The sequence below is a fragment of the Haloarcula sp. Atlit-7R genome (assembly GCF_003666065.1).
Taxonomy (GTDB): domain Archaea; phylum Halobacteriota; class Halobacteria; order Halobacteriales; family Haloarculaceae; genus Haloarcula; species Haloarcula taiwanensis.
Map to the genome: position 1 here is coordinate 38,016 of NZ_QXIK01000136.1, position 23,874 is coordinate 61,889.

23 protein-coding genes are annotated in these 23,874 nt (G+C 65.8%); 10 read left to right on the top strand and 13 right to left on the bottom strand.

Annotation, left to right across the window (positions count from 1 at the left end; translation table 11 throughout):
• The first annotated feature begins 128 nt into the window (after positions 1-128).
• A complete protein-coding gene (locus D3D01_RS24440; protein ID WP_170084052.1) occupies positions 129-266 on the top strand; it encodes a hypothetical protein in 138 nt (45 codons plus the stop codon).
• A 563-nt stretch (positions 267-829) separates the two neighbouring features.
• Here the strand turns inward: D3D01_RS24440 and D3D01_RS23265 are convergent.
• A complete protein-coding gene (locus tag D3D01_RS23265; protein WP_121513911.1) occupies positions 830-2,062 on the bottom strand; it encodes a hypothetical protein in 1,233 nt (410 codons plus the stop codon).
• Between the two features lie 263 nt (positions 2,063-2,325).
• On the opposite strand from D3D01_RS23265, the gene twy1 reads away from it, so the two are divergent.
• The 5 genes from twy1 to D3D01_RS23290 all read left to right on the top strand — a co-directional run bounded on the left by twy1 (position 2,326) and on the right by D3D01_RS23290 (position 6,535).
• Complete coding sequence (gene twy1, locus D3D01_RS23270; protein WP_121513912.1) at positions 2,326-3,306, top strand: 4-demethylwyosine synthase TYW1; 981 nt, start codon at positions 2,326-2,328, stop codon at positions 3,304-3,306.
• Between the two features lie 194 nt (positions 3,307-3,500).
• The gene (locus D3D01_RS23275; RefSeq protein ID WP_121513913.1) at positions 3,501-4,199 is read left to right on the top strand and encodes a DUF120 domain-containing protein; all 699 of its coding nucleotides are present in this window, start codon (positions 3,501-3,503) and stop codon (positions 4,197-4,199) included.
• Positions 4,186-4,860, top strand: coding sequence for a 3,4-dihydroxy-2-butanone-4-phosphate synthase (gene ribB, locus D3D01_RS23280; protein WP_121513914.1), 675 nt, complete (start codon positions 4,186-4,188; stop codon positions 4,858-4,860). The genes D3D01_RS23275 and ribB overlap by 14 nt, the downstream gene beginning before the upstream one ends.
• A gap of 116 nt (positions 4,861-4,976) precedes the next feature.
• Entirely contained in the window at positions 4,977-5,423 is a 447-nt protein-coding gene (locus D3D01_RS23285) for an RDD family protein (RefSeq protein ID WP_121513915.1), read from the top strand.
• A gap of 179 nt (positions 5,424-5,602) precedes the next feature.
• Positions 5,603-6,535, top strand: coding sequence for a branched-chain amino acid transaminase (locus D3D01_RS23290; protein WP_199725654.1), 933 nt, complete (start codon positions 5,603-5,605; stop codon positions 6,533-6,535).
• A 20-nt stretch (positions 6,536-6,555) separates the two neighbouring features.
• Here D3D01_RS23290 and D3D01_RS23295 read toward each other — a convergent pair whose 3' ends face one another.
• From D3D01_RS23295 to D3D01_RS23305, 3 genes are all read right to left on the bottom strand, one after another.
• Positions 6,556-7,215: a DUF502 domain-containing protein gene (locus D3D01_RS23295; RefSeq protein WP_101349087.1), complete on the bottom strand. Its 660-nt coding sequence runs from the start codon at positions 7,213-7,215 to the stop codon at positions 6,556-6,558.
• Positions 7,216-7,322: 107 nt separating this feature from the next.
• A complete protein-coding gene (gene dgoD, locus D3D01_RS23300; RefSeq protein WP_101349086.1) occupies positions 7,323-8,498 on the bottom strand; it encodes a galactonate dehydratase in 1,176 nt (391 codons plus the stop codon).
• Positions 8,499-8,634: 136 nt separating this feature from the next.
• Entirely contained in the window at positions 8,635-9,519 is an 885-nt protein-coding gene (locus D3D01_RS23305) for a ketopantoate reductase family protein (RefSeq protein ID WP_121513916.1), read from the bottom strand.
• An 88-nt stretch (positions 9,520-9,607) separates the two neighbouring features.
• Between D3D01_RS23305 and D3D01_RS23310 the strand changes: the two genes are divergently transcribed.
• Positions 9,608-10,165 (top strand): hypothetical protein, encoded by a 558-nt coding sequence (locus tag D3D01_RS23310; protein WP_101349084.1) that lies wholly within the window; start codon positions 9,608-9,610, stop codon positions 10,163-10,165.
• 42 nt (positions 10,166-10,207) lie between these two features.
• Here D3D01_RS23310 and D3D01_RS23315 read toward each other — a convergent pair whose 3' ends face one another.
• From D3D01_RS23315 to D3D01_RS23325, 3 genes are all read right to left on the bottom strand, one after another.
• The gene (locus D3D01_RS23315) at positions 10,208-10,510 is read right to left on the bottom strand and encodes a hypothetical protein (RefSeq protein WP_101349083.1); all 303 of its coding nucleotides are present in this window, start codon (positions 10,508-10,510) and stop codon (positions 10,208-10,210) included.
• Positions 10,511-10,630: 120 nt separating this feature from the next.
• Positions 10,631-11,839 carry a homoserine O-acetyltransferase gene (metX, locus tag D3D01_RS23320; protein ID WP_101349082.1) on the bottom strand — a complete coding sequence of 403 codons (1,209 nt, stop codon included), beginning with the start codon at positions 11,837-11,839 and terminating at the stop codon, positions 10,631-10,633.
• Positions 11,836-13,122: an O-acetylhomoserine aminocarboxypropyltransferase/cysteine synthase family protein gene (locus tag D3D01_RS23325; RefSeq protein WP_121513917.1), complete on the bottom strand. Its 1,287-nt coding sequence runs from the start codon at positions 13,120-13,122 to the stop codon at positions 11,836-11,838. The genes metX and D3D01_RS23325 overlap by 4 nt, the downstream gene beginning before the upstream one ends.
• A gap of 143 nt (positions 13,123-13,265) precedes the next feature.
• On the opposite strand from D3D01_RS23325, the gene D3D01_RS23330 reads away from it, so the two are divergent.
• On the top strand, positions 13,266-14,225 hold the full coding sequence (locus D3D01_RS23330; RefSeq protein ID WP_101349080.1) for a MoxR family ATPase: 960 nt from the start codon (positions 13,266-13,268) through the stop codon (positions 14,223-14,225).
• A gap of 27 nt (positions 14,226-14,252) precedes the next feature.
• Here D3D01_RS23330 and D3D01_RS23335 read toward each other — a convergent pair whose 3' ends face one another.
• Positions 14,253-15,038 carry a TrmB family transcriptional regulator gene (locus tag D3D01_RS23335; protein WP_233563634.1) on the bottom strand — a complete coding sequence of 262 codons (786 nt, stop codon included), beginning with the start codon at positions 15,036-15,038 and terminating at the stop codon, positions 14,253-14,255.
• A gap of 193 nt (positions 15,039-15,231) precedes the next feature.
• Between D3D01_RS23335 and D3D01_RS23340 the strand changes: the two genes are divergently transcribed.
• Entirely contained in the window at positions 15,232-15,564 is a 333-nt protein-coding gene (locus tag D3D01_RS23340) for a multidrug efflux SMR transporter (protein ID WP_058993047.1), read from the top strand.
• A 103-nt stretch (positions 15,565-15,667) separates the two neighbouring features.
• On the opposite strand, the gene D3D01_RS23345 is transcribed toward D3D01_RS23340, so the two are convergent.
• Genes D3D01_RS23345 through D3D01_RS23365 form a run of 5 tightly spaced genes read right to left on the bottom strand, consistent with a single transcriptional unit; the run spans position 15,668 to position 22,489 of the window.
• Positions 15,668-16,063 (bottom strand): SHOCT domain-containing protein, encoded by a 396-nt coding sequence (locus tag D3D01_RS23345; RefSeq protein ID WP_121513919.1) that lies wholly within the window; start codon positions 16,061-16,063, stop codon positions 15,668-15,670.
• Positions 16,064-16,108: 45 nt separating this feature from the next.
• Positions 16,109-17,722: a hypothetical protein gene (locus D3D01_RS23350; protein ID WP_121513920.1), complete on the bottom strand. Its 1,614-nt coding sequence runs from the start codon at positions 17,720-17,722 to the stop codon at positions 16,109-16,111.
• 2 nt (positions 17,723-17,724) lie between these two features.
• Positions 17,725-19,113 (bottom strand): DUF58 domain-containing protein, encoded by a 1,389-nt coding sequence (locus D3D01_RS23355; protein WP_121513921.1) that lies wholly within the window; start codon positions 19,111-19,113, stop codon positions 17,725-17,727.
• 2 nt (positions 19,114-19,115) lie between these two features.
• Positions 19,116-19,715, bottom strand: coding sequence for a hypothetical protein (locus D3D01_RS23360; RefSeq protein ID WP_121513922.1), 600 nt, complete (start codon positions 19,713-19,715; stop codon positions 19,116-19,118).
• A complete protein-coding gene (locus D3D01_RS23365; protein WP_121513923.1) occupies positions 19,715-22,489 on the bottom strand; it encodes a transglutaminaseTgpA domain-containing protein in 2,775 nt (924 codons plus the stop codon). The genes D3D01_RS23360 and D3D01_RS23365 overlap by 1 nt, the downstream gene beginning before the upstream one ends.
• Before the next feature lie 222 nt (positions 22,490-22,711).
• Here D3D01_RS23365 and D3D01_RS23370 point away from each other — a divergent pair.
• On the top strand, positions 22,712-23,874 hold a 1,163-nt coding region (locus tag D3D01_RS23370; protein ID WP_233563636.1), incomplete at its 3' end, for a right-handed parallel beta-helix repeat-containing protein.

The window sequence follows — 23,874 nt, forward strand, 5'->3', positions numbered from 1 at the left end:
GTCGAAGCCCCAAAATCTTCCGGCTGAAGTACATTTCCGGTGCAGTTTGATACATATAGCATCCATCGCAGCGCGTATCTATACACCTAGTAGTTCTTGTCTTGCGTATCAGGGGCATCCACAGATGTATGAGCGAAACACTCTATCTGATGCAGAAAGACAGCGAAACGCGAATCGAAGTTGACGACGATGGCTACGACCGGATCATGGAAAATGGCAACGTCGTCGGCCACCACATGAGCAACCCCATCGTCAAGTTGACGTGACCTGCTGACTGGCCACAGACTGGCACCGGCTTGGTGTGGGGGTGTTGTATTCTCCGATGACGCCGTCCCGAGTTCACCAACGTACGACTACCGGACGCTCGGTATTACTCGACGCTAGCATTAGTCGACCCTTCCACGCCAGCTGTCGGGTCCCTGTCCGTTTCCGCCGGATCCGAGTCGCTGGTCGAACCGCTGGCGCCTCCATTGTTACTGTTCGAAACGGGCGAGTCGCTGGGTTCGGTTCCGGCATCGGTTTCCGGATCAGGATCCGTCGGTTCTATCGGCTTCTCAGGGACAGGCGTTGCCGTCACCGTTGGTGTCGGCCGTGTCAATTGCTGCGGTCCAGCGCCGCCGCCCGATGTCTCTGGTTGCTGTCCGGGTGTGGCTGTTTCGTTCGGCGGCGCCACTCCGGGCTGTTGTTCGCTGCCGCCAAACGGTGGCATTCCAAGGCCAATACCAAGTAGCGCAACAGCTATAGCGACCGTAAAAAGCACGGCCCGTGGAGATAACAGTGAGTGGTCTGTACTCATTCAAACAGGTGACGGCCGATTCCCGTACCAGCGTTACTGTCCACCACCGCTTGTGCCGGCACCGGTCGACCCGGTGACGCCACTGTCACCGGCCTCGTTCGTTACGGTGACGGTGAACTGTGCAGTAGTGCTGATAACGGCCGGATGGGAATCGGCGATTGCTTGGTACGCGTCGTAGACGTTCGACGCTGCTGAGTTTGCGCCGTTGTTCGTTATCGAGGGATAGCCGTCGGTACCGTCCATCACTAGTTCGGAGTTCCCCGTGTTGACGTCTTCTGGACGGACGTTTTCGAGCCACGGGTCCGCACGAACAGCCTCTTCGATGGTCGAGTAGTCTGATAGCGGGTTCTGCGTGAACGAACTGACCGGAGTGTATCCGATGTTAGAGGGGTCGTCTCCGAGATCAGCTGACCCGGTATTCAACCGCTGCAGCGCGAACGTGTACCTGATTTCGACAGTATCAGTGTCTGAAGCACCGTCCTCGTCGACGTCGAACCGGGACGTGTCGTCGGCCGCGCCGTAATAGCCACTTTCGGCGCCAGGGAAGTTGTTGACCAGCGGGAGCGTCCCGCCGTTGTCATCCAAGGACGAGTCGCCGTATTCGACAGCGCTACCCTCTGTCCGGGAGAGTTCGCCGCTGTCGAGATTCGAGTAGGCACTGTCAGCACCCCCCATCGAGTTCCCAGCCAGATACGTCGAAGCGTCAACACCGCCGATGTTGGAGTAGTCCGCGCTATCATAGTCCGGACGGCCGAGCTCATTGACGACCTCAATTGGGCGAGGCAGCGGTCGCGGGTCCTCGCTCTTGGCACCCCGGGCCGCCGACGACCGATTCATGATTGCAGACAACGGGTCGGTGAACTCGAGATGGCCGCTGGTCCCTGGTTTCGACGCGTCCGCACCCTGAACCGAACCCGGCGTCAGCCACGGCGTCGAACGGAACACCGGCGACCAGTTGCTCCAGTTGCCGTTGTCCCTAGTCCGGCCTTCGATGACGTAGAACACCTTCCCGACAGCGGTGTCCAGATTGGACCACTCCACCCGAAACGTCGGGTCAATGGTGACCTTACTCAGGTCACCGCGGTCGTTTGTGACGCTGCCCGGGTTCGTCGCGCCGATATCAACCGACGCCGCCGCACTATTACCTGAAAACGCAATCGATCCAAGTCCCGTGCCGGCCGCTGCAACACCGGCTGTACCGAACAGTTTCAGAACGCTTCGCCTGTCAACGGAGAGACTATCGTCTCCTGAACTGCCTTCTGACATTGTATGCACCTTCCCCCCCCCTACGGGGAACAGCACCGCACCACGAGAGCCGTTCCACCCGTGGCTGTTTGGCTGATATATCTGCCCGGCAATTAAATCTATTGAATTGGTAAGTACTTAGCAGTGATAGTATAGGTTATTGTGCACCGATAAATGTCGATCAGTTGTGCAGTAATATAAAAGCTGATTCTGTTGCACAGAGGGACCTGTCACAGCGAGCATCTCCCAACAGTTTTTGCCGCTGGCTGTCGAAGCCGACAGCAATGAGTGACGCCGACGGCGGTCCGAAGCAGGTCTCGGACCCGGCCTACCACAGCGAGAACCACACGGCCGCCCAGACCTGCGGCTGGACCAAAAACGCCCTGCGTGGGGAGGGGAAGTGTTACAAGTACATCTTCTACGGCATCGAGTCCCACCGCTGCATTCAGATGACGCCGGTGGTGAAATGCAACGAGCGGTGCGTGTTCTGCTGGCGGGACCACGCCGGCCACGCCTACGAACTCGGCGACGTGGAGTGGGACGACCCCGCGGCGGTCGCCGATGCCTCCGTGGAACTCCAGCGGAAACTCCTCTCCGGCTTCGGTGGCAACAACGAAGTGCCGCGCGAGGTGTTCGACCAGGCGATGGAACCGCGCCACGTCGCCATCTCGCTTGACGGCGAGCCCACGCTCTACCCGCACCTGCCGGAACTCATCGAGGAGTTCCACGACCGCGACATCACCACGTTCCTCGTCTCGAACGGGACCAACACGGAGATGCTGGAGCGCTGTGACCCGACCCAGCTGTACGTCTCCGTCGACGCCGCCGACCGCCAGACATTCGATTCGACGGTCCAGGCGATGGAGGACGACGCCTGGGACTCGCTCATCGATACGCTGGACGTGCTAGCCGAGAAAGACGACACCCGGACCGTCATCCGGACGACGCTTGTCAAGGGCCACAACATGCATCACCCCGAGTGGTACGCGGCAATGTGCGACCGGGCCGACGCGGACTTCGTCGAGATGAAGGCGTACATGCACGTCGGCCACTCGCGGGGCCGCCTCGACCGCGACTCGATGCCCGACCACAGCGAGGTCCGCGAGTTCACGCGAGAGATGAGTGAGTACCTCCCCGACCACGACGTACTGAAAGAGGTCGAAGACTCCCGCGTGGCGATGCTCGCCGAGGACGAGAACACGTGGGTCCCGAAACTGGAGAAGTCGAGCGAGTTCTGGGAGCGGGACGCACTCGTGGAGTACTGACTGTATCGCAAACGAGACAGCGTCATCACAACAGTGTGATAGATTTGAACGTGTTAGACGGCAGTTTAAGTTGTGTCCGGCCTAAATAGTGGTGCGCTCCCGTTACCAACGCCGAAGTAGTTTCTAGCCGTTCCAAAAGTGGGATGCATTCCACCTTCGGTATGCTTATCCGGCACGACTCCCTACGTCGGCGTATGGCTGAATCAACGGGACAGGGCGTCGGTCGGGACGAGCTGGCGACGCTGAAACTGCTCGCCCTCGACGGCGCGCTCGACGAGCCGACGAAAGTGTCCTGTGCCGACCTCGGGGACCGGCTGGACGCGTCGAACCAGACCGCCTCGCGGCGGCTCCAGCGACTCGAAGACGCCGGCTTTCTCTCTCGGGACATGGTCAGCGACGGACAGAAGGTGGAGCTGACCGGCGACGGCGAGCGCCGCCTCCAGTCGGAGTACGCCGACTACCGGCGCATCTTCGAGGCCGACGCCAGCGTCGACCTGACCGGGGTCGTCACCTCGGGGATGGGGGAGGGACGACACTACATCACGCTGCCGGGCTACATGGAGCAGTTCATCGAGCGACTGGGGTACGAGCCGTTCGCGGGCACGCTCAACCTCGAACTCACGGCCGAGAGCGTCCGCAAGCGGGCGCGGATGAGCGCCATCGAGCCGGTCACCATCGAGGGCTGGGAGGACGACGAGCGGACGTACGGCCCCGCGTACTGCTACCCCGCCTCGATAGAGGGCAGCGACGGCGAGTACGAGCCGGCCCACGTCATCGCGCCCGAACGGACCCACCACGGCGAGGAGCAACTCGAAGTGATCGCACCGGAAAAGCTCCGCGAGGTGCTGGAACTGGCCGACGGCGACGAGGTGATCGTGCATGTCTCGGAGTGAGGAAACCGCCGTCGACGCCGACAGCGTGGCCGACGCCGTCGCCGCCTTCGCCCGCGGCGAGCCGGTGCTGATCCACGACGCCGCCGACCGCGAAGGCGAGACCGACCTCGTCTACCCGGCCGGGGCCGTCAGCCCCGAGGCCGTCGCCCGGATGCGCAACGACGCCGGCGGCCTCGTCTGTGTTGCCCTCTCCGACCGCGTCGCCGACGCGCTCGAACTGCCGTTCATGCAAGAGGTGCTCGACCACCCGACAGCGGCCGACCACGACCTCGCTTACGACGAGCGCTCCTCGTTTTCGCTGACGGTGAACCACCGCGACACCTTCACCGGCATCACGGACGAGGACCGCTCGCTGACGATTCAGGAACTGGCCGCCGCCGCGACGGACCCCGACCCCGAGGCCTTCAGCGATGCCTTCCGGTCGCCGGGCCACGTTCACCTTCTCCGGGCGGCCCCCAATGGCCTCTCTGACCGCGAGGGCCACACCGAACTCGCGCTCGAACTCGCCGACGCGGCCGACCTGCCGGAGGCCGCCGTCGTCTGTGAGATGCTGGACGACGAGACGGGTGCAGCGTTGCCCCCGGCAGCGGCGCGGGCTTACGCCGACCGGGAGGGGCTGGTCTACGTCGAGGGTGCGAGCCTGCTAGAGCGGTTCGACTGACGGCAACGGAGACCTGTCTCGGCAGTAATTGACCGAAAAGGCGTGTACTGGCCTCTGTTATAGAGATACGCGATGTCTGACCCAGATTTATATCAGTGGCATGTCATTCTGTGCGTATGGCTTGGTTTGAACGCCCAGCACCCGAAATGGGCACGGAAGGCGACGTGATCGGGCGGCGGATTGGCGCAATAATAATCGACATCGTGCTTATCGCCATCGTCTCGTCAGTCATCAGCGGCATCTTAGCGCAGGTTCGACTCGCATTCCTTGGAAGCCTGTTCGGACTCGTCATCGGCTTTGGCTACTACATCTACCTCGAAGGAACGTACGGTCAGACGGTCGGAAAGATGGCCCTCGACATCGTCGTCGTGATGGAGGACGGCGACCCAATCGAGTACGGGCCGGCAGCGATACGGACTGTGCTTCGCATCGTCGACGCGCTGCCGGCGTTTTACCTTATCGGCATCGTCGCCGTGCTCGGCACAGACCGCAAGCAACGGCTCGGAGACATCGTCGCGGATACGGTCGTCGTCCGCGCCGGCGAGACCGGGAACATGCGGTGAGACGCGGACTGGCGTTCCCGGCTGAATGAGCGCGACCCTGATCGGAGCAGGGCGCTCTCTCGTGGACCGTCAACACTCTTAACCACGGGAATCAATGGGGTAGATATGACACACGACGAGACTGCAGGAGGCACCACCCGCGGGCATCGCGACTGTCGACTCAGCGGAGGGATCGTGCGATGAGCGACCGTCCGGAGATGTTCGAGGGGACCGACCGTATCTGGATGGACGGCGAGTTCGTCGACTTCGAGGACGCACAGACCCACGTCCTCACGCACGCGCTGCACTACGGCACCGGCGTCTTCGAGGGCGTGCGCTGTTACGACACCGAGCAGGGACCGGCCATCTTCCACTGGGAGGAGCACCTCGACCGCCTGTACAAATCAGCCAAGCCCTACGACCTCGATATCGAGTTCAGCAAGGCGGAACTCACCGAGGCGACGACCGAACTCATCGAGACGGAAGGGTTCGAGTCGTGTTACATCCGCCCCATCGTCTACTACGGCTTCGACTCGCTCGGCGTGAGCCCGAAAGACTGCCCGACGAAGACAACTATTGCAGCGTGGCCGTGGGGCGCGTATCTCGGCGAGGAAGCGCTGGAGGAGGGCGTCGACGTGATGGTGTCGTCCTGGCGCAAGCACGCCTCCAGCCAGATCCCGACCAACATCAAGACGACCGGCCTGTACGTCAACAGTATGCTCGCCGGCGAGGAGGCCCGCCGCAACGGCTACACTGAGGCCATCGTCCTGAACAAGGAGGGGAACGTCGCCGAGGGGCCGGGCGAGAACATCTTCATGGTCCGGGACGACGAGATATACACGCCCGGTCTGGCCGAGAGCATCCTCGAAGGCATCACCCGCAACACCGCCATCACGCTCGCCGAAGAAATGGGCTACACCGTCCACGAGGAAGCGACCATCTCCCGTGGCGAACTGTACACCGCCGACGAACTGTTCTTCACTGGGACGGCGGCGGAGGTCACGCCGATCCGGAGCGTCGACGACAACGAGATCGGCGAGGGGACGAAAGGGCCGGTCACCGACGACATCCAGTCGGCCTTCTTCGACGTCATCGAGAGCGGCAACCGCGAAGAATGGTTCCACTACGTCTGAGAGCGGGGTGAGCGGCGCGGTCAGTCGTCCGCGAGGTCGTCCTCGTCGGCGACCGGAATCGGCGTGGCGTTGCTGCGGTCCGTGTCGCCGAAGCCGGCGCTGAGAATGCGCGTCAGCGCTTCCTCGACGCGCTCGTCGATTTCTTCGTAGCGGTGTGGTTCGACCTCGACGACGTAGCCGGTCGTGATGTTCGGTGCGGTCGGCAGGAAAAGCACCTCGCGGCCGTCATCGGTGGTCTGTCCCGTTTTGAACGCCGTCATCCGCATCCCGTCCCACACTTCGAGTTTCACCGGCGCCTGAAGGTCTTCGGTTCCCCCGACAGCCGTCTCGACCGCCATCTTCGAAGCGTTGTACACCACCCGGAGTCCGGGGACGTGATTCATTGCGTCGTCGATGGCCCGTTCGACGATGTCGCCGAAGGCCGTCCGCATCAGGTACCCGATGGAGAACACGATGAGGATGAAGATAATCAGCGTCGTAAACACCCGAGCGAGTTCGACAGACGACGTTCCCGAGGGGAGCCCGAGCGCCGCTAGCAGTTCGGCGTCAATCGCCGGGATAACCGCCGCGGACGCGAGGATAGAGTAGAGATAGATGATAACGTACACCGTCACCAGCAGCGGTAACAGGATAATAAGGCCGCTCGCGAAATCGCGCTTCCACGACGTTGAGGAGGCCATACAGATACGTGTCGGGCGCGGGATATGAGCCCTTTCCTTTAGTGCGTTCCGTGCTGTGTCCCACGCAGTCACTGGCGAGGGAGCATGGCGGTGGAATCGCCGCCGGCCTACCACTCGGCGACGCTACCGTCGTCGTGTCGCCAGACGGGGTTGTGCCAGTCGACCTCCTGCTGGGACTGTTCCCGGAGGAACGCCTCGTCGATTTCGATGCCCAAGCCGGGGTCAGTGGGCACAGTGACGAAGCCGTCCTCGTAGTCGAACACCGACGGGTCTGCGAGGTAGTCCAGCACGTCGGCGGCCTCGTTGTAGTGGATGTCGATGCTCTGTTCCTGAATGAGCGCGTTGGGCGAGCAGGCGTCGACCTGCACACAGGACGCCAGCGCGACCGGACCGAGCGGGCAGTGTGGAGCCATCGCCACGTCGTAGGCCTCGGCCATCGCGGCTATCTTGTACACCTCGGTGATGCCGCCGGCGTGTGAGAGGTCGGGCTGAATCACGTCGACGGCACCGTCCTCGAACACCTCCTTGTAGTCCCACCGCGAGTACATCCGCTCGCCCGTGGCGATGGGGATGTCAGTGTGGGCGGCAAGCGCCGGCAGCGCGTCGTTGTGCTCTGGCAGGACCGGTTCCTCGATGAACATCGGGTCGTACGGTTCCATCGCCGAGGCCAACCGCTTGACCATCGGCTTCGTCACGCGGCCGTGGAAGTCGACGCCGATGTCGACCTCGGGGCCGACGGCCTCGCGGACCTCCCGGAGCCGGGTCGCGGCGGCCTCGACCGTCGCCGGAGTGTCGACCCGTTCGATTTCGGGCGTGGCGTTCATTTTCAGCGCCGTGAACCCTGCCTCGACCTGCTCGCGGGCGGCGTCGGCCACGTCCGAGGGCTCGTCGCCGCCGATCCACTGGTACACCCGAATCCGGTCGCGGGCCTGCCCGCCAAGCAGCTGGTGGACCGGTGTGTCGAGTTGCTTGCCCTTGATGTCCCACAGCGCCTGGTCGATGCCGGCAATAGCGGACATCAGGACCGGGCCGCCGCGGTAGAAGCCGCCGCGGTACATCGCCTGCCAGTGGTCCTGAATTGTCTCGGGATTTTCGCCGACGAGATAGCTGTCGAGGAGTTCCTCGACGGCGGCGCGTACCGTATGTGCCCGGCCCTCGACGACTGGTTCACCCCAGCCGACGGTTCCGTCGGCCGTCTCCAGCCGCAGGAACAGCCAGCGGGGCGGGACCTCGAACAGTTCGTAGTCGACAATTCGGTTCCCACCCGCGTCGTCCGCTGTCATACCAGTGGTCTCCTCGCTGTAGTAGCAGTCCCGCTGGGAGCACTACGCGGCGCGTCGAGCCGCGCTCTGTCGGTCTGTGGAGTCATGTGAGACACACATAGGAGACGTGTATATAGTCGTTGTGTGATTCCAGAACCTACCGCTCGCGGTGTCGCTCCCACGTACGGACGAGCCCGGCAAGCGTCTCGTTGACCGGGACTGGTGCCGTCGCAGTCGCCACGACGTAGCCGTTGATGGCGTCGATTTCCGTTTGGCGGCCGTCCGAGATGTCCTGGTACATCGACGAGTGGTTGGCGGCGGTGTCGTCGACGACACGTTCGACGAGCGATACTGCACGCTCGTCGGAGAGGTCGATGTCCTGTTCGCGGGCGACGGCGGCCGTCTCACGGGCGGCGTCTGCGGCGATGGCGTCGGCCGGCGAATCGGCCAGTGCGCCGTTCTCCACGCGGGCGAGGGCCGTCACCGCGTTGATGCCGGCGTTGACCGCGAGTTTCTCCCAGAGGCGGGCCGGCATATCCGCCGCGACGGTCGTCTCGATGCCGGCCGCACCGACCGCTGACCCGACCTCGTCAGCGACTGTGGACCGGCCGCCGTCGCGGTCCCCCAGCACAACCTCGCCGCGGCCGGTGAACGCGACGGTGCCCGGCTCTCGAAGTCGTGCCCCGTAGGAACACGTCCCTGCCAGCACCGGGCAGTCAACCTCGGCAGCTAACTCCGCTTCGTTGCCCATCCCGTTTTGCAGCGAGAGGCAAGCGTCAAGGGTGCAGTCCGCGAGGTCCGCTGCAACGGCGGCGGTGTCGTGGGCCTTGACCGTCACCAGCGCGAGGTCGGCACCCTGTGGGACTGTCGTCTGTGCGTTCGGGTGGACCCGAAACTCTTCGGCTCCGACGACCGAGAGTCCGTCCTCGGAGATGGTGCCCACGTGTGGCTCACGGCCCACCAGCGTCACGTCGTGTTCGCGGGCGAGCAGGCCACCGACGAGGCTGCCGAGGCTCCCTGCCCCGACGACGACGATATCCATACCATCTCGCAGGGACGGCCGGGACAAAAACCCATCACCGGCAGGCGAAATCAGCACGCACTTGGCCGCGAGTGACGAACGAGTGGGCATGGGCGACTCCGACGACGCCGAGGCGGTAGTCCGGGCCATCGACGAGATTGGTATCGACCAACTGACCGAGACGATTGTCACGGCGTGGGAGGGGATCGGTGGCGGCGCCGAACCGGGGCCGACCTGGCCACAGGAGGAGACCACACAGCGGTTCGAACTGTCCGAACCGGACGAAGCGGTCGGGCTAGACGTGCTCGCAGCGGTGTTGGACGCGTCACCGCGGTCTCCTGAAAAAGCGTTCGTCCACCTCGGTGTCGGGCGGCGAGACACCCCACAGCACGAGCGGTTCGCTGTCGAGACGCTCGCGGGCCACACCGACGTTTCGGCTACCGATACGCACACGACCGGAACGGTGCCGATGACGCCAGAAACGTTCGACGCGCTGGCGCGGGTCTACGGCGGCACGCTGGTGTACGTGGTCATCGGTGACGAAGACGGGCAGGCGATCCTCGAACTCGACTGGACGACGCTCCGGTTCTCGCTCCCGCCGTCGGCCGCCGAGACAGTGCAAGAGACAGTCGGACCGGCCGTCGCCGAGCGATTCGAGCAGGCGTAGGCCCACATTTGTGGTCGGTGGGTCCAGACAGCTACCGGTCCGTCAATCCTCCTGCCAGTAGTAGATGTCCTCTTTTGGCGCGTTGCAGGACGGGCATTCGTCGGGGATGTCCGCTATCTGGCCCATTTCGCCACACTCCCAGCAGCGCCACATCAGTTCGGCCTCGCCCGCGGCCCCGGCGCGCAAGTGCTCGCTCGACATCGCCTCGATGCCGTCTTCGACTGTGACGTAGAACCCGTGTTCGTCGAATCCGCGGATAGTCCCGAGTTCGTTACCGTCCCCGTCGTACACCGTCTGTCCGAACGAATACTCCTCGCTTTCGATGTTCGTGGTCATGTCAGCCATACATAGAGCTAGTCGGTCCGAGATGTGTTAAATGCTACCGCGAATCAGGAATTGCATGATCGACGAGCCGAATCGTGGGGTCAGCAAGCCCGCGGGCTGACAGACGGCACGCCAGCGTCGCTACCGCGAGAACAGGCTGTTGTGGACAGGTGCGAAATCGCTCTCCTGACTGTCCTCGACCACCGAGTCGGTGACGGCGTTGCCGTCGACACCAGCAGCGAGGAAGTCCGCGAGCGGCGGCCCGACGTTGTCCGGTTCGACGAGGAAGGCGTCGTGGCCGTGGTCGGAGTCGATGACATGGTGGGCGACGTTCGCGCCGGCTTCCCGGAGCGAATCAGCCAGCGCCTCGGCCTGCTGAGTGGTGAAGTGCCAGTCGGCGGTGAAAGACATCACCAGCGCGTCGCCGTCGAAGGCCGCCAGCGCGTCCGCATCGGACTCGAATCCGGCGGCGAGGTCGTAGTTGTCCATCGCCCGCGTCAGGTAGAGGTAGCTGTTGGCGTCGAAGCGCTCGGTGAACTTCTCGGCGTTGTAATCGAGGTACGACTCCACGTCACGGTACGGGAAGAACGCGCCCGCAGCGTCGGTGGGGAACGTGCGGACGGCGTCCCGGCCGGCGGCGCGGCGGCCGAAGCGGCGCTCCATCGACGCCTTCGAGAGGTACATCACATGGCCCAGTTGGCGGGCTAACGCCAGCCCGTCGCTTGGTGGCTCGTCGTCCTCGCCGTAGTAGTGGCCCTGGTTCCAGTTCGGGTCGGTCGTGATGGCCCGGCGGGCGATGGCGTCGAGCGAGAGGCACTGCGTGTCCAGTCGCGCGGCCGCGGCGATGGGAACGATGCGGTCGACGTGGTCCGGGTGGCGTTTGGCCCACTCGATGACGTTCATGCCGCCGACGCTACCGCCGACGACGGCGTGGAGGTGCGGAATGCCGAGTTCGTCGAGCAGGGCGCGCTGGGCCTCGGTCCAGTCCGTGACAGTGACCGGCGGGAAGTCCGTGCCGTAGGGCTCGCCCGTCTCCGGGTTCTCGCTTTTCGGGCCCGTCGAGCCGTAGCACGAGCCCGGGACGTTCGCACAGACGACGTAGTACTCCGTGGTGTCGATGGCCTTGCCCGGCCCGACGATGTCGTCCCACCAGGCGCGGGCCTGGTCGGCGCTGTCGACCCGGTCGCGGCCGGCGACGTGGGCGCTGCCGGTCAGGGCGTGACAGACCAGCACCGCGTTGTCGCCGTCGAACTCCCCGTAGGCCTCGTATGTGATTTCCAGATCAGGAATCGTTTCCCCGCAGTCGAACTCGAACTCGCCCAGCGAGAGGGTGTTGTGTTCGACGTTCATGTGACTCGTTCGATTGCCTCGTCGATGTCTGCGATGATGTCCGCTGAGTCCTCGATGCCGACGCTGAACCGGAGGAGGTCCGGCGTGACGCCGCTGGCGCGCTGTTCCGCCTCGCTGAGCTGGGCGTGGGTGGTCGAGGCCGGGTGGATGACCAGCGTCTTCGCGTCGCCGATGTTGGCGAGGAACTGGGCGAGGTCCGTCTCCTCGCAGAACCGTCGGCCGGCGTCGTAGCCGTCCTCCAGCCCGAAGGTGACGATGCCGCCGAACCCGCCGGAGAGGTACTGCTGTGCCAGGTCGTGGGTCTCGTGGCTCTCCAGCCCGGGATAGGTGACCCAGGCGACCTCGGGGTGGTCCTGAAGGTGCTGTGCGACGGTCATCGCGTTCTCGCAGTGGCGTTCCATCCGCAGGGAGAGCGTCTCAGCACCCTGGAGCGTCGCCCACGCGTCGAAGGGCTTCTGGCCGTCGCCCAGCGAGCGGAGGGCGCGCTGGCGGGCAGCGACGGAGAACGCGCGGTCACCGAAGGCCTCGGAGAAGTTCTTGCCGAAGGCCTCGTTCTCGCCGCCCAGTTCCGGGAACTTCTCGGAGTACTCGTCCCAGGGGAACGAACCGCCGTCGACGAGGACGCCGCCGACGGTCGTCCCGGAGCCGTGGATCCACTTCGTCGTCGACTCCCAGAGGAGGTCGACGCCGTGGTCGAGCGGGTTACAGAGCGCTGGCGTCCCGAACGTGTTGTCGACGAAGACGGGCACGCCGCGGTCGTGCGCCACCTCGGATATTTCCTCCATCGGCGGGACCACGAGCGAGGGATTGCCGATGGTCTCGAAGTGGACGTAGGCCGTGTCCTCGTCGATGGCCTCGGCGTAGGCGTCCGGGTCGAGCGTGTCGACAAAGCGCGTCTCGATACCCCGGCGGCTGGCGGTGTTGGAGTAATAGGAGTGAGTGCCGCCATAGATAGAGGACGCCGTCACGATGTTGTCGCCGTTGGCCGCGAGGACGAACGTCCCGGCGTCGAGCGCGGCCATCCCCGACCCCGTCGCGACGGCGTCGACGGCGTTTTCGAGGGAAGCGATGCGGCTTTCGAGCATCCTGACAGTGGGGTTGTCGAACCGCGAGTAGACGTTGCCGTCGTCATCCAGCGCGTACCGGTCGGCCGCGGTGTCAGCGTCCTCGAAGACGTACGACGAGGTCTGATAGATTGGCGGCGCGCGTGCCCCCGTCGCCGGGTCCGGCTCCTCCTGGCCGGCATGGACACAGCGCGTCCCGAATCCGTAGTCGTCGGTCATGTGCAGTATGCATATATCTCTAGCTATCTATAACTCATAGTTACGGCAATACTCTCTTATTGTGATAGGATAGCACGGTATCGGCCCGCCGGCCAGTGGAACCGAGGGAGAGGGTATTTGTCGGTGGCTATCTACACGCCGGTATGGACCACGACACTGCCGGACGAACCAGCCGACAGATTCTCGACGCCGTCGGCAGTGCCGTCATCGCCGACGACCGCTTCCTCGAAACCGTCATGACCGGGATTCTCGCTCGGGGGCACGTCCTGCTGGAAGACGTGCCAGGCACGGGGAAGACGCTCACCGCCCAGTCGTTCGCGACGGCGCTGGACCTCTCTTTCAAGCGGGTGCAGTTCACGCCGGACCTGCTGCCGTCCGACATCACCGGCTCGAACGTGTTCAACGAGGCCACCGGCGAGTTCGACTTCCAGCCCGGCCCCGTCTTCGCCAACGTCGTGCTGGCCGACGAGATCAACCGCGCGCCGCCCAAGACGCAGGCCGCGCTGCTCGAAGCGATGGGCGAGAAGCAGGTGACCGTCGACGGCGTGACCCACGACCTCCCCGACCCGTTCTTCGTCATCGCCACGCAGAACCCCGTCGAACAAGAAGGGACCTTCGGCCTGCCCGAGGCCCAGCGGGACCGCTTCATCGTCAAAACGTCGATGGGCTACCCCGACTTCGGCGGCGAACGCGAACTCATCGACCGGCGGGCAGACCGGACAGCACAGGCTCCGAGCGTCACCAGCGTCATCGACGGCGAGCGCCTGCCGGCGCTCCAGCGGACAGTCGAATCGGTCACCGTCGACGGCACGCTCCGGGACTACGTCGTCGAGCTCGGCCGGGCCACCCGCGAGGACGACCGCGTCGAGGTCGGCGTCTCCCCACGTGGCATCCAGCGGCTGTTCGAGGCTACTCGCGCCGCCGCGGTCCTCGACGGCCGCGACTACGCTGTCCCCGACGACGTCAAGAGCGTCGTCGAGGAGGCGTTCGCCCACCGACTCGTCCTGACCGCCGACGCGGGCGTTCGCGGGGTCGACCCGGCGACCGTCGTCGAGGACGTGCTTGACCGCGTCGAGGTGCCCGCAGTCAGCCCCGGCCGCTGAGACCGGGCACCGCCGGTCGGTTCCGGATTACCGCCCCAGCAGCGGCTCCGCCTCGGCCCACAGTCGCTCGAAGCGGGCCTCGAACGCCGCCGCGACCTCCGAATCGGTGATCCCGACCACGCCGAGCCTGTCGGCGGGCGAGAGCGGGTCCGGAACGTCGACCGTCACCGCCGCGGCGTCGATCACGTCGAAGGAGACCCCGACCGTCGGCACCGCCCGGACCGCCGCGTTGCGGTCGGCGAGCAGGTCGGGGAACGACTCGGGAAGCACGTCGAGTACCGCCTCGCTACAGAGCAGATCGACCCGTACACCGTCGTCCACGCCGTCGAGAAACGCGTCGACCTCAGTCTGGAACGTCTCCCACGACGCGCGCTCGTACGGCGGACCGACGGTCGCCCGGACGTGCTCTCGGGCGGTCCTGACGTGCCGTCTCATCGCCGCCCGCATCTCCTCGCTTCCGAGCGATCCGAGCCAAAAACTGCTGTCGACGGGCGGTGTGGGCAGGAGGTCCGCCCTGACGGACGCGGCGACGGACCGGTACCGATCGAGCTCCGACGCCAGTTCGCGGGTCCGCTCCGCGAGTAGCCTGTCGACGACCGTCTCCGGGTCGACGGGGGTGTACCGCGTCGGGTCGGTCGGCTGGGTCTGGACTATCCCGCGGGCTTCGAGGCCGTTGAGGACGTCGTAGATCCGTCCCCGAGGGACGCCGCTCGCGTCGGAGAGGTCGCTCGCGGACACCGCACCGGTCACCAGCAGCGTCCGATACGCCGTCTCCTCGTAGTTCGAGAGCCCGAGTTCGGCCAGTTCGGTCATCGTCAGGTGATCGAGCGGCCGGTACAAAGGTCCACAGGACCGGACTCGACGCGGGTGCGGCCGGCGCGAGGAGCGCCCCCGCGTGGGTTCCCTGCCACCGGAAGCGCCGCCAGAGCCGCCGAGCGGCCGAAACACACCGAAAGTGGCGGGGCGTTTCAGTACGTTCATTCCCCCGCCAGCCGGCGTTCTCAGTATGAATCCGTACGTGTTGCTCGGGGCCGCAATCGCCTCGGAGCTACTCGGAACGACCGCGCTCAAGCTCTCGGAGGGGTTCTCGAATCCCGTTCCCAGCCTCGGCGTCGTCCTTGGCTACGGCGCGGCGTTCTACCTCGTCTCGCTGACCTTAGAGGAACTCCCCATCGGCGTCGTCTACGGGACGTGGGCCGCATTGGGTATCGTCGGTGTCGCGGCCATCGGAACCGTCGTGTTCGACGAACCGGTCGACCCGGTTGGTGTCGTCGGGATCGCACTCATCGTCGCCGGCGTCTACTGCCTCAACGTCCTGTCGTCGATGGCCGCCCACTGACTCAGCAGGATTGGCGGTGGAATCCATAGCTTTCACCGGGAGAAATCGATGCCCGGCACCCGCTCGGAGTGAGAACGACACCGACCGGCGACGCTACACCCCCTCAGTTCCGCTCGAACTCCCGTTCCGACTCGTCCCGAGTCGCGTCCTCGACGCCCTCCAGTGTCTCCGTCTCCAGCAGCCGCCCCAGTTTCCGCTCGAACTGCTCGTCGGTCAGTTCCCCCTCGGCGTACCGGCGGCGCAGTCGCTCCAGCGGTGACTCGTCACTGGCATCGCTTGACGGCGCTGAGTCCGCTCCCTCGATATCTTCCTCCGCCTCGTCCGGCTCACCGTACAGCAGTTCGGTCAGCGGGACGACCACGACATATCCGACGAGCAGCGCCGCGAGCCACCACTCCTGCCCGGTAAAAAGAGCAACGAGCCAGAAGCCGGTGACCCCCAGCGAGGCGAGTTCCGTCGCGTTGGCTCTGGCTCGGCCCAGCGGAGACCAGTCAGTCATACTGCTGGCTTGTCACCACACCACAATGGATTGTTCGGTGCGGGCCTACCGTATCGCAGCCACCAGCGCCAACACGGCGACGAGACAGACGACGAGGCCGGCTACGGCGACCGACGGCTCGACAGCTATCGAACCACGGGCGACGGCGGAGAGACCCAGCGTCGCCGCCGAACCGACGCCGCCTACCCCGACAGTTCCGCCGGTGTGAACGAGTTCGGTGCGGCGCGTCGCGGCCCCGGTACCGGCCTCGTGTCTCAGCGTCGTCCCGAATGCCCCGGCGTCCCAGACGACGACGGCACCGACCAGACCTCCAAGCACCAGCCACGTCGGCGTCGAAAGCGTCGCGGCGAACGCGCTTGCACCGAACAGACCGGCCGCGGCGAGCGTGACGCCGGCCGTCCGCGCACGCAGGTAATTCGTCGCCAGCGCCAGCCACAGCTGTCCGGTCACGCCGATGGCCAAAAACAGCGCCACCACGGCCAGCGCCAGCGTGACCGTCTCCGGACCGTACACGTCCAGTATCGGAACGAGGAACTGTTCGACAGCCGGCGCGGCCGGCGTCGTCCGGAGCGCCGTCTCGAGAGCATCGACTGCCGGCCCCGCGACCGCAACCGCGGCCAGCGCGATGACGCCGCCGCCGACGTACGGTGCGAGGACGGTCCCCACGCGGTCGGCCGAACTCTGGACCGTCCGCCGGAGGAACCAGACAGCCACTGTGGCGACCGTCCCGATAAGGAACAGCCACCAGAGGAGGCCGCGAAGGCCCGGTGCGGCTGTGATTGCGACGATGAGTTCGTACGGCCCGACCGGGAGCAGTCCGGCTAATGACTCCTGACCGAGACCCAGTTCGAACAGGCCGGCGACCGGCGCGACCAGCAGGGCGAGTCGGCCCGTCCACCGGAGCGTTCGTTCGACGGCGGCGACGGCCCTGTCGACATCGGGCGCATCGCTCGTTTCCGGGACGAGTTCGGAAAACGGCAAGGCGTCGAGTCCGCGGGCCAGTGCCGCGGCGGCGAGGGCGAGCAACAGGCTGAAGATGGCGATATGGGTCCGCCCGGGGACCGGGTCGAAAATCGGGTCCAGCACCCGTGTGAGCAGTTCGCCGGTCAGTTGCTGGATACCCGGCGTCCCGGCGTTGGACTGCAGGAAGTCGACGGCACCACGCGCAAACAGCACAAGGCCAACAGCGAACGGTACGGCGGTCGTCCGAACGACGACGCCACCGTAGGTCTCCACCCGCTCAGTGTCGACGACACCGCGGGTAGCCGCGGTCGCGCCGAAGACAGCGGTCAGACAACCGAGGACGACGAACACCTGCGACAGGAGCGTGACGACTGCCGGTCGGACGCCAGCCTGCGAGGGGGCAGGGAACAGTTCGGCACCGAGTGAGACAACTGTGCCGCCAGTGGCAACGGAAAGCCCGACGGCGACCGGCAGGGCGAGAAGGCTAGCCAGAACGGTTCCGACTGCCTGCCAGCGGTCCCACCCGTTCAGCCACAGGGACAGCGCCAGCAACACGCCGGTGGCCACACCGACGAGTGCGGCCCGATGGGCTGACACGGTTTCCAGCAGTGCCGCCACCAGTAACGCCGTCACGCCGACGACGATGGCGAGGCTTGTCCAGGGCATTCGGGTCGGAAGTGTGGTGTGAGTGTCCATTGTTACACGCTGAACAGGTCCGCAAGCGAGGCGCGAAGCGCCACGTCGATTGGGCTGTCGAGGTCCCAGTCGATAACGGTCGAGCGGGACAGTTCGGCTCGCTGGAGGCGGGCGGCGCGTTCGGTACTCGCGACAGCCGCGCCAAGCGAGTCGCCGCGGGCCAGCGACGGACTGACGAGCGTCGTCGGGTACTCACGGACCGCGAGCGACGACACCAGCGAGACGGGCCAGTCGTCGGCGGCCGGTGAGAACACGACCACCTGCGCGGTCGGCGGGAGTCGGGCGGGCACGGCGAGCAGGGCCGGGTCCTCGATGGTGCCACCGTCAGCCGTCGTCACCTTCGCCGCTTCGCCCCGGGACTGCTGTGGTCGCCCGTCCTCGGACGCGTCGGCGTCATCGGCCGTCTCGCCGTCCGACTGCCGGGCCGCGGCGCGGCCCACGCTGTCGAATATCTGTCTCGCGTGGGCGGCCGCGTGACCGCCCGAGGCGTCGACCCACGCCAGCCCGTCCGGCCCGAGCCCGCCGGGGACATCTTCTTCGGCCAGTCCGACGGCACAGACGCTTGCGACGACGCTAGTCCGGGAGAGCGCGTCGAACAGACGCTCGGCCGCGTACGCCGATAGTTCGGCTCCGGTCGGGTACCCCGGCTCCGGCGTCACCCGGGCCGGCGGCCGCGCGTCCACGACCAGCACCGTCCTGACGGCCTGTTCCTCGCGGTAGTCGACGGTGGTCAGCTCGTCGGTCTTTGCGTAGCGCCGCCAGTCGATGCGGTTGACCGGGTCGCCGGGCTGGTAGCTCCGCGTCGAGTGGAACTCCAGGCCGCTTCCGCCGGTGTCTGTCGGGAGTGTGCCCGCCCGCGGGAGCGTGGCGTCGGCCATCGGGACTTCGGAAACGGTGTTCGAGCAGGTCAGCGTCCCGTCGCCGGCCACTGTCAGGTCGACAGTCACCTCGTCGCTGGCAGACAGCGTCCGCACCCGCACCGCGGCGGCGTCGAACGTGTAGGTCCCCCGCTTTGCCATCACGGCGTACGACAGCGTCACGCTCTCGTCGGGCCGCAGCGAGGTACAGAGCCGCGGGGACCCCTCGACGACGGCCAGTTCCTCGGGCACGCCGTCGATGACCCGCACGTCGGTCAGCGAACTGCCGCCAGTGTTCGCGAGTGTGAGCTCGACCGTAACCGGTTCGCCCGGCGTCGGCTGGGCGTCGGAGACGGACCGTGTCGCTTGCAGGTCAGTTCCCGCCGGGAGCCGCGAGAGCGCGCCGTACGCGACGTAGATGAGCGGGATTGCGGTCGCCGCGAGCAACAGCGGCTCGGCGGTCAGAAGCGAGACGCTAACGAGAAACAGCGCGGCTGCGAGGCCGCCACTCCAGCGCCGCACGCGGCGGTGCATCGTCAGCGCTCACCTCCAGACACCTGCTCGATAGCGTCGACGGTCCGGCGGATGCGGCGGCGGCGCTCGCTCTCCGGGTCGAGCCACAGGCGGAGCCGGGCCAGCAGCGACTGCGGTTCGTCGGGAGCGAGCAGCGCCGCCGCGACGGCGTCGTCGGTCCACGTCCCCGCACGGACTGCCTGATGGGCGGACGCCTGCGAGACGCCGGCTCCAATGGCATAGGCCGTCGTTGCTGCCGCGGTAAGTCGCTCGGTAACCGTGTCCATCGCCGCGTCGTCGCCAGCGACGGCGTCGTCGATAGCCGCGTCTATGTCAGCGGCGAACAGCCGGCTCTCCGTCGCTGTCACGTCTTCCGGAGGACTGTCGAGGGCCACGTCGAAGGTAGTCGGCGAGCTACCGCCGAGAAGCCCGCCGAGCCAGCCGGCGAGGACCGCACAGAGGCCTACAGTTAGACTTCCAGTGAGAAGGGCGGTCGTCGGGGCGACACTCCCGACCACGGCGACCAGCGACTCGCCGGCGGCCGTCGGCGCAAACAGAAGGGAGGCCGCGACAGCGGTCGCCAGCAGCCCCACAGTCCCGAAGACGACCGTTCGGAGGCGCATCAGGCCTGCCCCTCCGTTGCGTCGTCAGCGTCGTCGGTCGCGGCGGACTGCTGTCCGGCAGCCGTCTCTATGGTCTGAATCGCGTCCTCGACGGCCGCGACGTGTTCCTGTGGGTCCCGCTGGCCGTACTCGACCGCCCGGAACGAATCCCGGACCGTCCGAACCGCAGCCGGCGGGAGACCGTCGCGTTCGATTGCGTGGGTCGCGATTTCACCGGGTGTCCGTGTCCAGTACCGCCGAAGGGAAACGTGGGTCAGGAAGCGCGTCCACGCTTCGCGGATGGTGACGCGAGCCGCGGGCGTTCCGTCGCCCTCGTTGGATGCAGTCGTGGAGACAACCGCCACCGCATCGCTGGCTGCGTCTTCGGCTGCTGAGAGTCGTTCAGAAATCCACGCTCGCAACGCGTCGAGCAGTGTCGCCGGCGACCGGTGGCCGGCGAGCAGGTCACGGAGCGCCGTGACAGTGAGTTCGAGTCGTGTTCGGAAACGGCCCAGTAAGTCATCGGCCACTACCGCAACGCCGACAAGCGCCCCGACAGCAAGTTCGCGTACGGCCCGTACCCAGTCCCAGAGCGTCCCCGGCGTGACGTTCCGCCGCCGAGCGCCGACGACCGTTCCGGCAACGAGGACACCGAGAGCGCCGACGACGCCCGCGGCGTTGACGAACAGACCACCAACGGTCGTCGTGGCCGTCTGTCCGTACTTAGAGACGGAAATTTCGGCGCTTGCCGCGACCGGCATCCCGACGGTTGCCCGACCGGCCGCACCGGTGCGTGCTGTCGGCTCCCCGCCGAGGGCAACTGTGGCGTTCGGGACCCGGTCCCCGCCCATCGTCGCGTTCACCGTCTGGCCAGCGACGGGCACGGCCAACGGGAGCGACGGCGACGTTGCTACGGAGAGCCGCTCAAGCACGACAGTTGTGTTACCGCTGACGGCGTCGCGCTCGACGACAACGGAGACGTTGCCGGGTTCAGTCGGGAGCGTGACCGTTGCCCGCCCCTGCCGGTCCGTCGTTGCCACCTGCTCGCCACTGAGCAGGACATCCCCGTCCCGCACCGGCACGCCGTCGACGGTCGCAGTGACGGTCACCTCGCCGCCGGTGACCTGTTCGCCGGTGATACTCACCGACGCGGTCGTGTTCAGTTCGTAGCTCGCGTTTGTCGACTGCTGGGCCTGCGGGCCGGCCACGGCGAAGGCGCGAGCACTGTCACGCGGGACCGAGGGAGCGACAAGTGATTCCTCGTTGCTGGGTGCCTCAACGGAAATCGTCAGCTCGGCTTCGTAAGGGACGGTCCCGGAAACAGTGCCGTCCGGACCTGTCGTTCCGACCGGGTCACCGTTGAACGCGACCATCGCGCCCTCGACCGGGGCGCCGTCGCGTGTCACCGTCGCGGCCACCGCCGCGCCCGGCGTCGCCGTCCGATTGAGTTCGATGACGAACTCGCCGGACTGCGAGACAGTCTGTCCGTCGCCCGAGTCGCCGGTTTCGTCGCCGCCACGGGTCCCGTTTGCACCCGTCTCAGTGCCCTCGACTCCATCGCTCTCTGCCGCCTGTTCATCGCCAGTCGGGGCTTCGGTTTGCGTCTCGCCCGCCGGTGTTCCGACGGCGAACTCCTCGTCGGGACTTCCGGACTCCGATGCGCTGTAGGCCTGACTACTGTTTTGCATCGCCTGCTGTTCGGATTCCAGACGCTCCTGCCCCGGCGTCGGGTCAAACTTCACCCAGCCGACGCCCTCGAAGTACACCTCGACCCACGCGTGGGCGTTCATTCCGCGAACGGTGTACTGGTTCTGGCCGGTCCGCTCGCCAGTGGAGTAGCCGACGACGTAGCGCGCCGGGATGTCCTGACTCCGCAGCATCACCACCATCGACGTGGCGAAGTACTCGCAGTACCCCTCGTCCATCTGGAAGATGAACTCCGAGGCTACGTCGTCCTCGGGCGGTTGACTGACGTTTAGCGAGTAGTTCTTGTTCGCCTCCAGCCACTGCTCGATGGTCGCTGCCGTCTCGTAGGGCGAATCGCTGTCCTCGGTCAGTCGGTCAGTAAACGGCCCCACCTGTGCCGAGGTCGACGCCGGGACGCCCGTGTAGCGCGATTCGACGGTGTCGGGGTAATCCCGGCCGCTCGTACGAAGTACCGCTGGGTCGTCGGGAGCCGTTACGCTGGTCGCGCTGTATGTCGTTCCGGCAGGAAGCGGTCGCTCGGACGTGACCGCGCCGTACTCGGTGACCATCACGTCGTCCCGAGACACTGATTTCGGCCGCCAGACGGTCGGCAGCGACGTGGCGGACTTGGCCAGTCGCACCTCATAGTCGACCGTCGAGTCGGCCATCCCGTCGACCGCCATCGGTCCCTGATAGGCCTGCGGGTCCGCACGCCCGTCCCAGCCCGTCCCGGTGTAGGTCTCGTACGCGCCAGTCCGCCAGTACGCCGGTTCCGAACTCGTGACGGTGAAATGCGGGTCCGTGTTCTGTGACTGGTACGGACTGTCGTCGCCGCCAAGCGAGCCGCCGACACTGGTCTGGCTCCCCGGGTTCAGCGCGCCGAGCTGGCCGCCGCTGCCGCCGGCTGCGGTCCCGCCAGCCTCACCGAACGGATTCTCTTGGGGAAGCGGAATAAGAGACTCCAGCGGGCTCTGTGTCCCACCGGGTGCCAGAACCGGGAGCGTCGCCGTCGCCAGCACCACAGCGACGACACACACAGCAGTGAGGAGGACACGGAGGTAGTCCCGGTCTGCCGATACGTCGTCGAACGGCGAGTCGTCGGAGCCCACGTCGGATTATCGTATCGTCCCGGCGCTGTCGGCATAAATCTGCTGTCAGCGGCGGGGCGGGTGCGGCCTGGCGTCTTGTTCTGTCGTCTGGACGCTACGTCGACAACAAATAGCTCACCAATCAGCGGTAGCTGGGCCGGACAGTTCAGGTATTGACCGGTACGTATGATTCAGACCGCTATTATAAGCGGTTATTGCGAGCGGCCGGGCAGCTGTAAGTGCATGGCAACTGATACAAACGGCGCTGGGACTGGGTCACAGCAGTCGGGCTGGCAGGCGACACGTCGGTCCGTGCTGTCGAGTATCGGTGCTGCAGCCGGTATCGGACTGTTCAGCGGAACCGGACGGGCACAGGCGGGCGCTGGGCTGGCGGGAGTAGGAGCGGCCTATCTCGTCACGACCGGAGCAGGCCAGTCGAACGGGAACGGCAATGGGACAGAGTATCTGGTGCTTGACGGCAGCGGCGGTGTCGCGTTCTCGACTGACGGTACTGCCGATGAAGCGTTCCAGTACGCCTTCGACAACGTGCCTGACAGCGGCGGGGCCGTTATGGCTAGCGCCGACAGCTTCCGCTTTGGCGGCCCGGCAACGATGGGCGATAACACCGCATTGATCGGACAGCAGGGAACCCGTTTCGTTGTCTCGCAGACGGGCACAGCTGAGGACCCCGCGCCGTCTGAATCACAGTCGAACCCGCTACCGGCCGGCCACGACCTCATCCGCGTGCGCGGTGATAACACTGCTATCACCGACATCGAGTTCGACGCCGACGGGACGCAACTGAATAATCAGGCGATTCAGGCCGATCAGTGCGACGGCGTCTATATCGCTCGCAACCGGACGGTGAGCGGTTTCCAGATGGCCCTGTCGTTCACGCGGTGTACTGGTGTGACAGTTGAACACAACGAGGTTGTCGATCCGAACTGGTACGGTATCACCAGCCGGGCCGCACCGACCGGCAGCGCCCGGGACCTCCGGCAGTCAAGCGACGTTGTCGTCGCCGGTAACCGCGTCGTTGGCGTGAAATTCAACAACATCGCCCCGTACAATGTGGCGAACTTCGCCGTCATCGGGAACGTCGCCGTCGACGGCGGCCACAGCCTCATCGCGTGTTCGCCGGCCCAACACGGAACCATCGTCGGGAATGTCTGTCGAGACCTGACCGAGTTCGCACCCGACCCCGGCGGCGAGGCGGGCATCGAGATCGAGTACAAGGAGACGCATCTCCGGGACGAGGTAGCCGGGACCCCCGAAGCCCGGTCGTCGGATATCACCATCACGGGCAATCAGGTCGACAACTGTCCGGTCGGCATCCTTGCTCGCACGGTTCCAGCGGATGCGGACAACACCGACGCACGAACTGCGAAGCGCCCGTACAGTTTCAC

Coding starts and splice junctions, on each gene's coding strand:
- D3D01_RS24440 (WP_170084052.1), top strand. CDS start 129: ATGAGCGAAACACTCTATCTGATGCAGAAAGACAGCGAAACGCGAATC.
- D3D01_RS23265 (WP_121513911.1), bottom strand. CDS start 2,062: ATGTCAGAAGGCAGTTCAGGAGACGATAGTCTCTCCGTTGACAGGCGA.
- twy1 (WP_121513912.1), top strand. CDS start 2,326: ATGAGTGACGCCGACGGCGGTCCGAAGCAGGTCTCGGACCCGGCCTAC.
- D3D01_RS23275 (WP_121513913.1), top strand. CDS start 3,501: ATGGCTGAATCAACGGGACAGGGCGTCGGTCGGGACGAGCTGGCGACG.
- ribB (WP_121513914.1), top strand. CDS start 4,186: ATGTCTCGGAGTGAGGAAACCGCCGTCGACGCCGACAGCGTGGCCGAC.
- D3D01_RS23285 (WP_121513915.1), top strand. CDS start 4,977: ATGGCTTGGTTTGAACGCCCAGCACCCGAAATGGGCACGGAAGGCGAC.
- D3D01_RS23290 (WP_199725654.1), top strand. CDS start 5,603: ATGAGCGACCGTCCGGAGATGTTCGAGGGGACCGACCGTATCTGGATG.
- D3D01_RS23295 (WP_101349087.1), bottom strand. CDS start 7,215: ATGGCCTCCTCAACGTCGTGGAAGCGCGATTTCGCGAGCGGCCTTATT.
- dgoD (WP_101349086.1), bottom strand. CDS start 8,498: ATGACAGCGGACGACGCGGGTGGGAACCGAATTGTCGACTACGAACTG.
- D3D01_RS23305 (WP_121513916.1), bottom strand. CDS start 9,519: ATGGATATCGTCGTCGTCGGGGCAGGGAGCCTCGGCAGCCTCGTCGGT.
- D3D01_RS23310 (WP_101349084.1), top strand. CDS start 9,608: ATGGGCGACTCCGACGACGCCGAGGCGGTAGTCCGGGCCATCGACGAG.
- D3D01_RS23315 (WP_101349083.1), bottom strand. CDS start 10,510: ATGGCTGACATGACCACGAACATCGAAAGCGAGGAGTATTCGTTCGGA.
- metX (WP_101349082.1), bottom strand. CDS start 11,839: ATGAACGTCGAACACAACACCCTCTCGCTGGGCGAGTTCGAGTTCGAC.
- D3D01_RS23325 (WP_121513917.1), bottom strand. CDS start 13,122: ATGACCGACGACTACGGATTCGGGACGCGCTGTGTCCATGCCGGCCAG.
- D3D01_RS23330 (WP_101349080.1), top strand. CDS start 13,266: ATGGACCACGACACTGCCGGACGAACCAGCCGACAGATTCTCGACGCC.
- D3D01_RS23335 (WP_233563634.1), bottom strand. CDS start 15,038: ATGACCGAACTGGCCGAACTCGGGCTCTCGAACTACGAGGAGACGGCG.
- D3D01_RS23340 (WP_058993047.1), top strand. CDS start 15,232: ATGAATCCGTACGTGTTGCTCGGGGCCGCAATCGCCTCGGAGCTACTC.
- D3D01_RS23345 (WP_121513919.1), bottom strand. CDS start 16,063: ATGACTGACTGGTCTCCGCTGGGCCGAGCCAGAGCCAACGCGACGGAA.
- D3D01_RS23350 (WP_121513920.1), bottom strand. CDS start 17,722: ATGGACACTCACACCACACTTCCGACCCGAATGCCCTGGACAAGCCTC.
- D3D01_RS23355 (WP_121513921.1), bottom strand. CDS start 19,113: ATGCACCGCCGCGTGCGGCGCTGGAGTGGCGGCCTCGCAGCCGCGCTG.
- D3D01_RS23360 (WP_121513922.1), bottom strand. CDS start 19,715: ATGCGCCTCCGAACGGTCGTCTTCGGGACTGTGGGGCTGCTGGCGACC.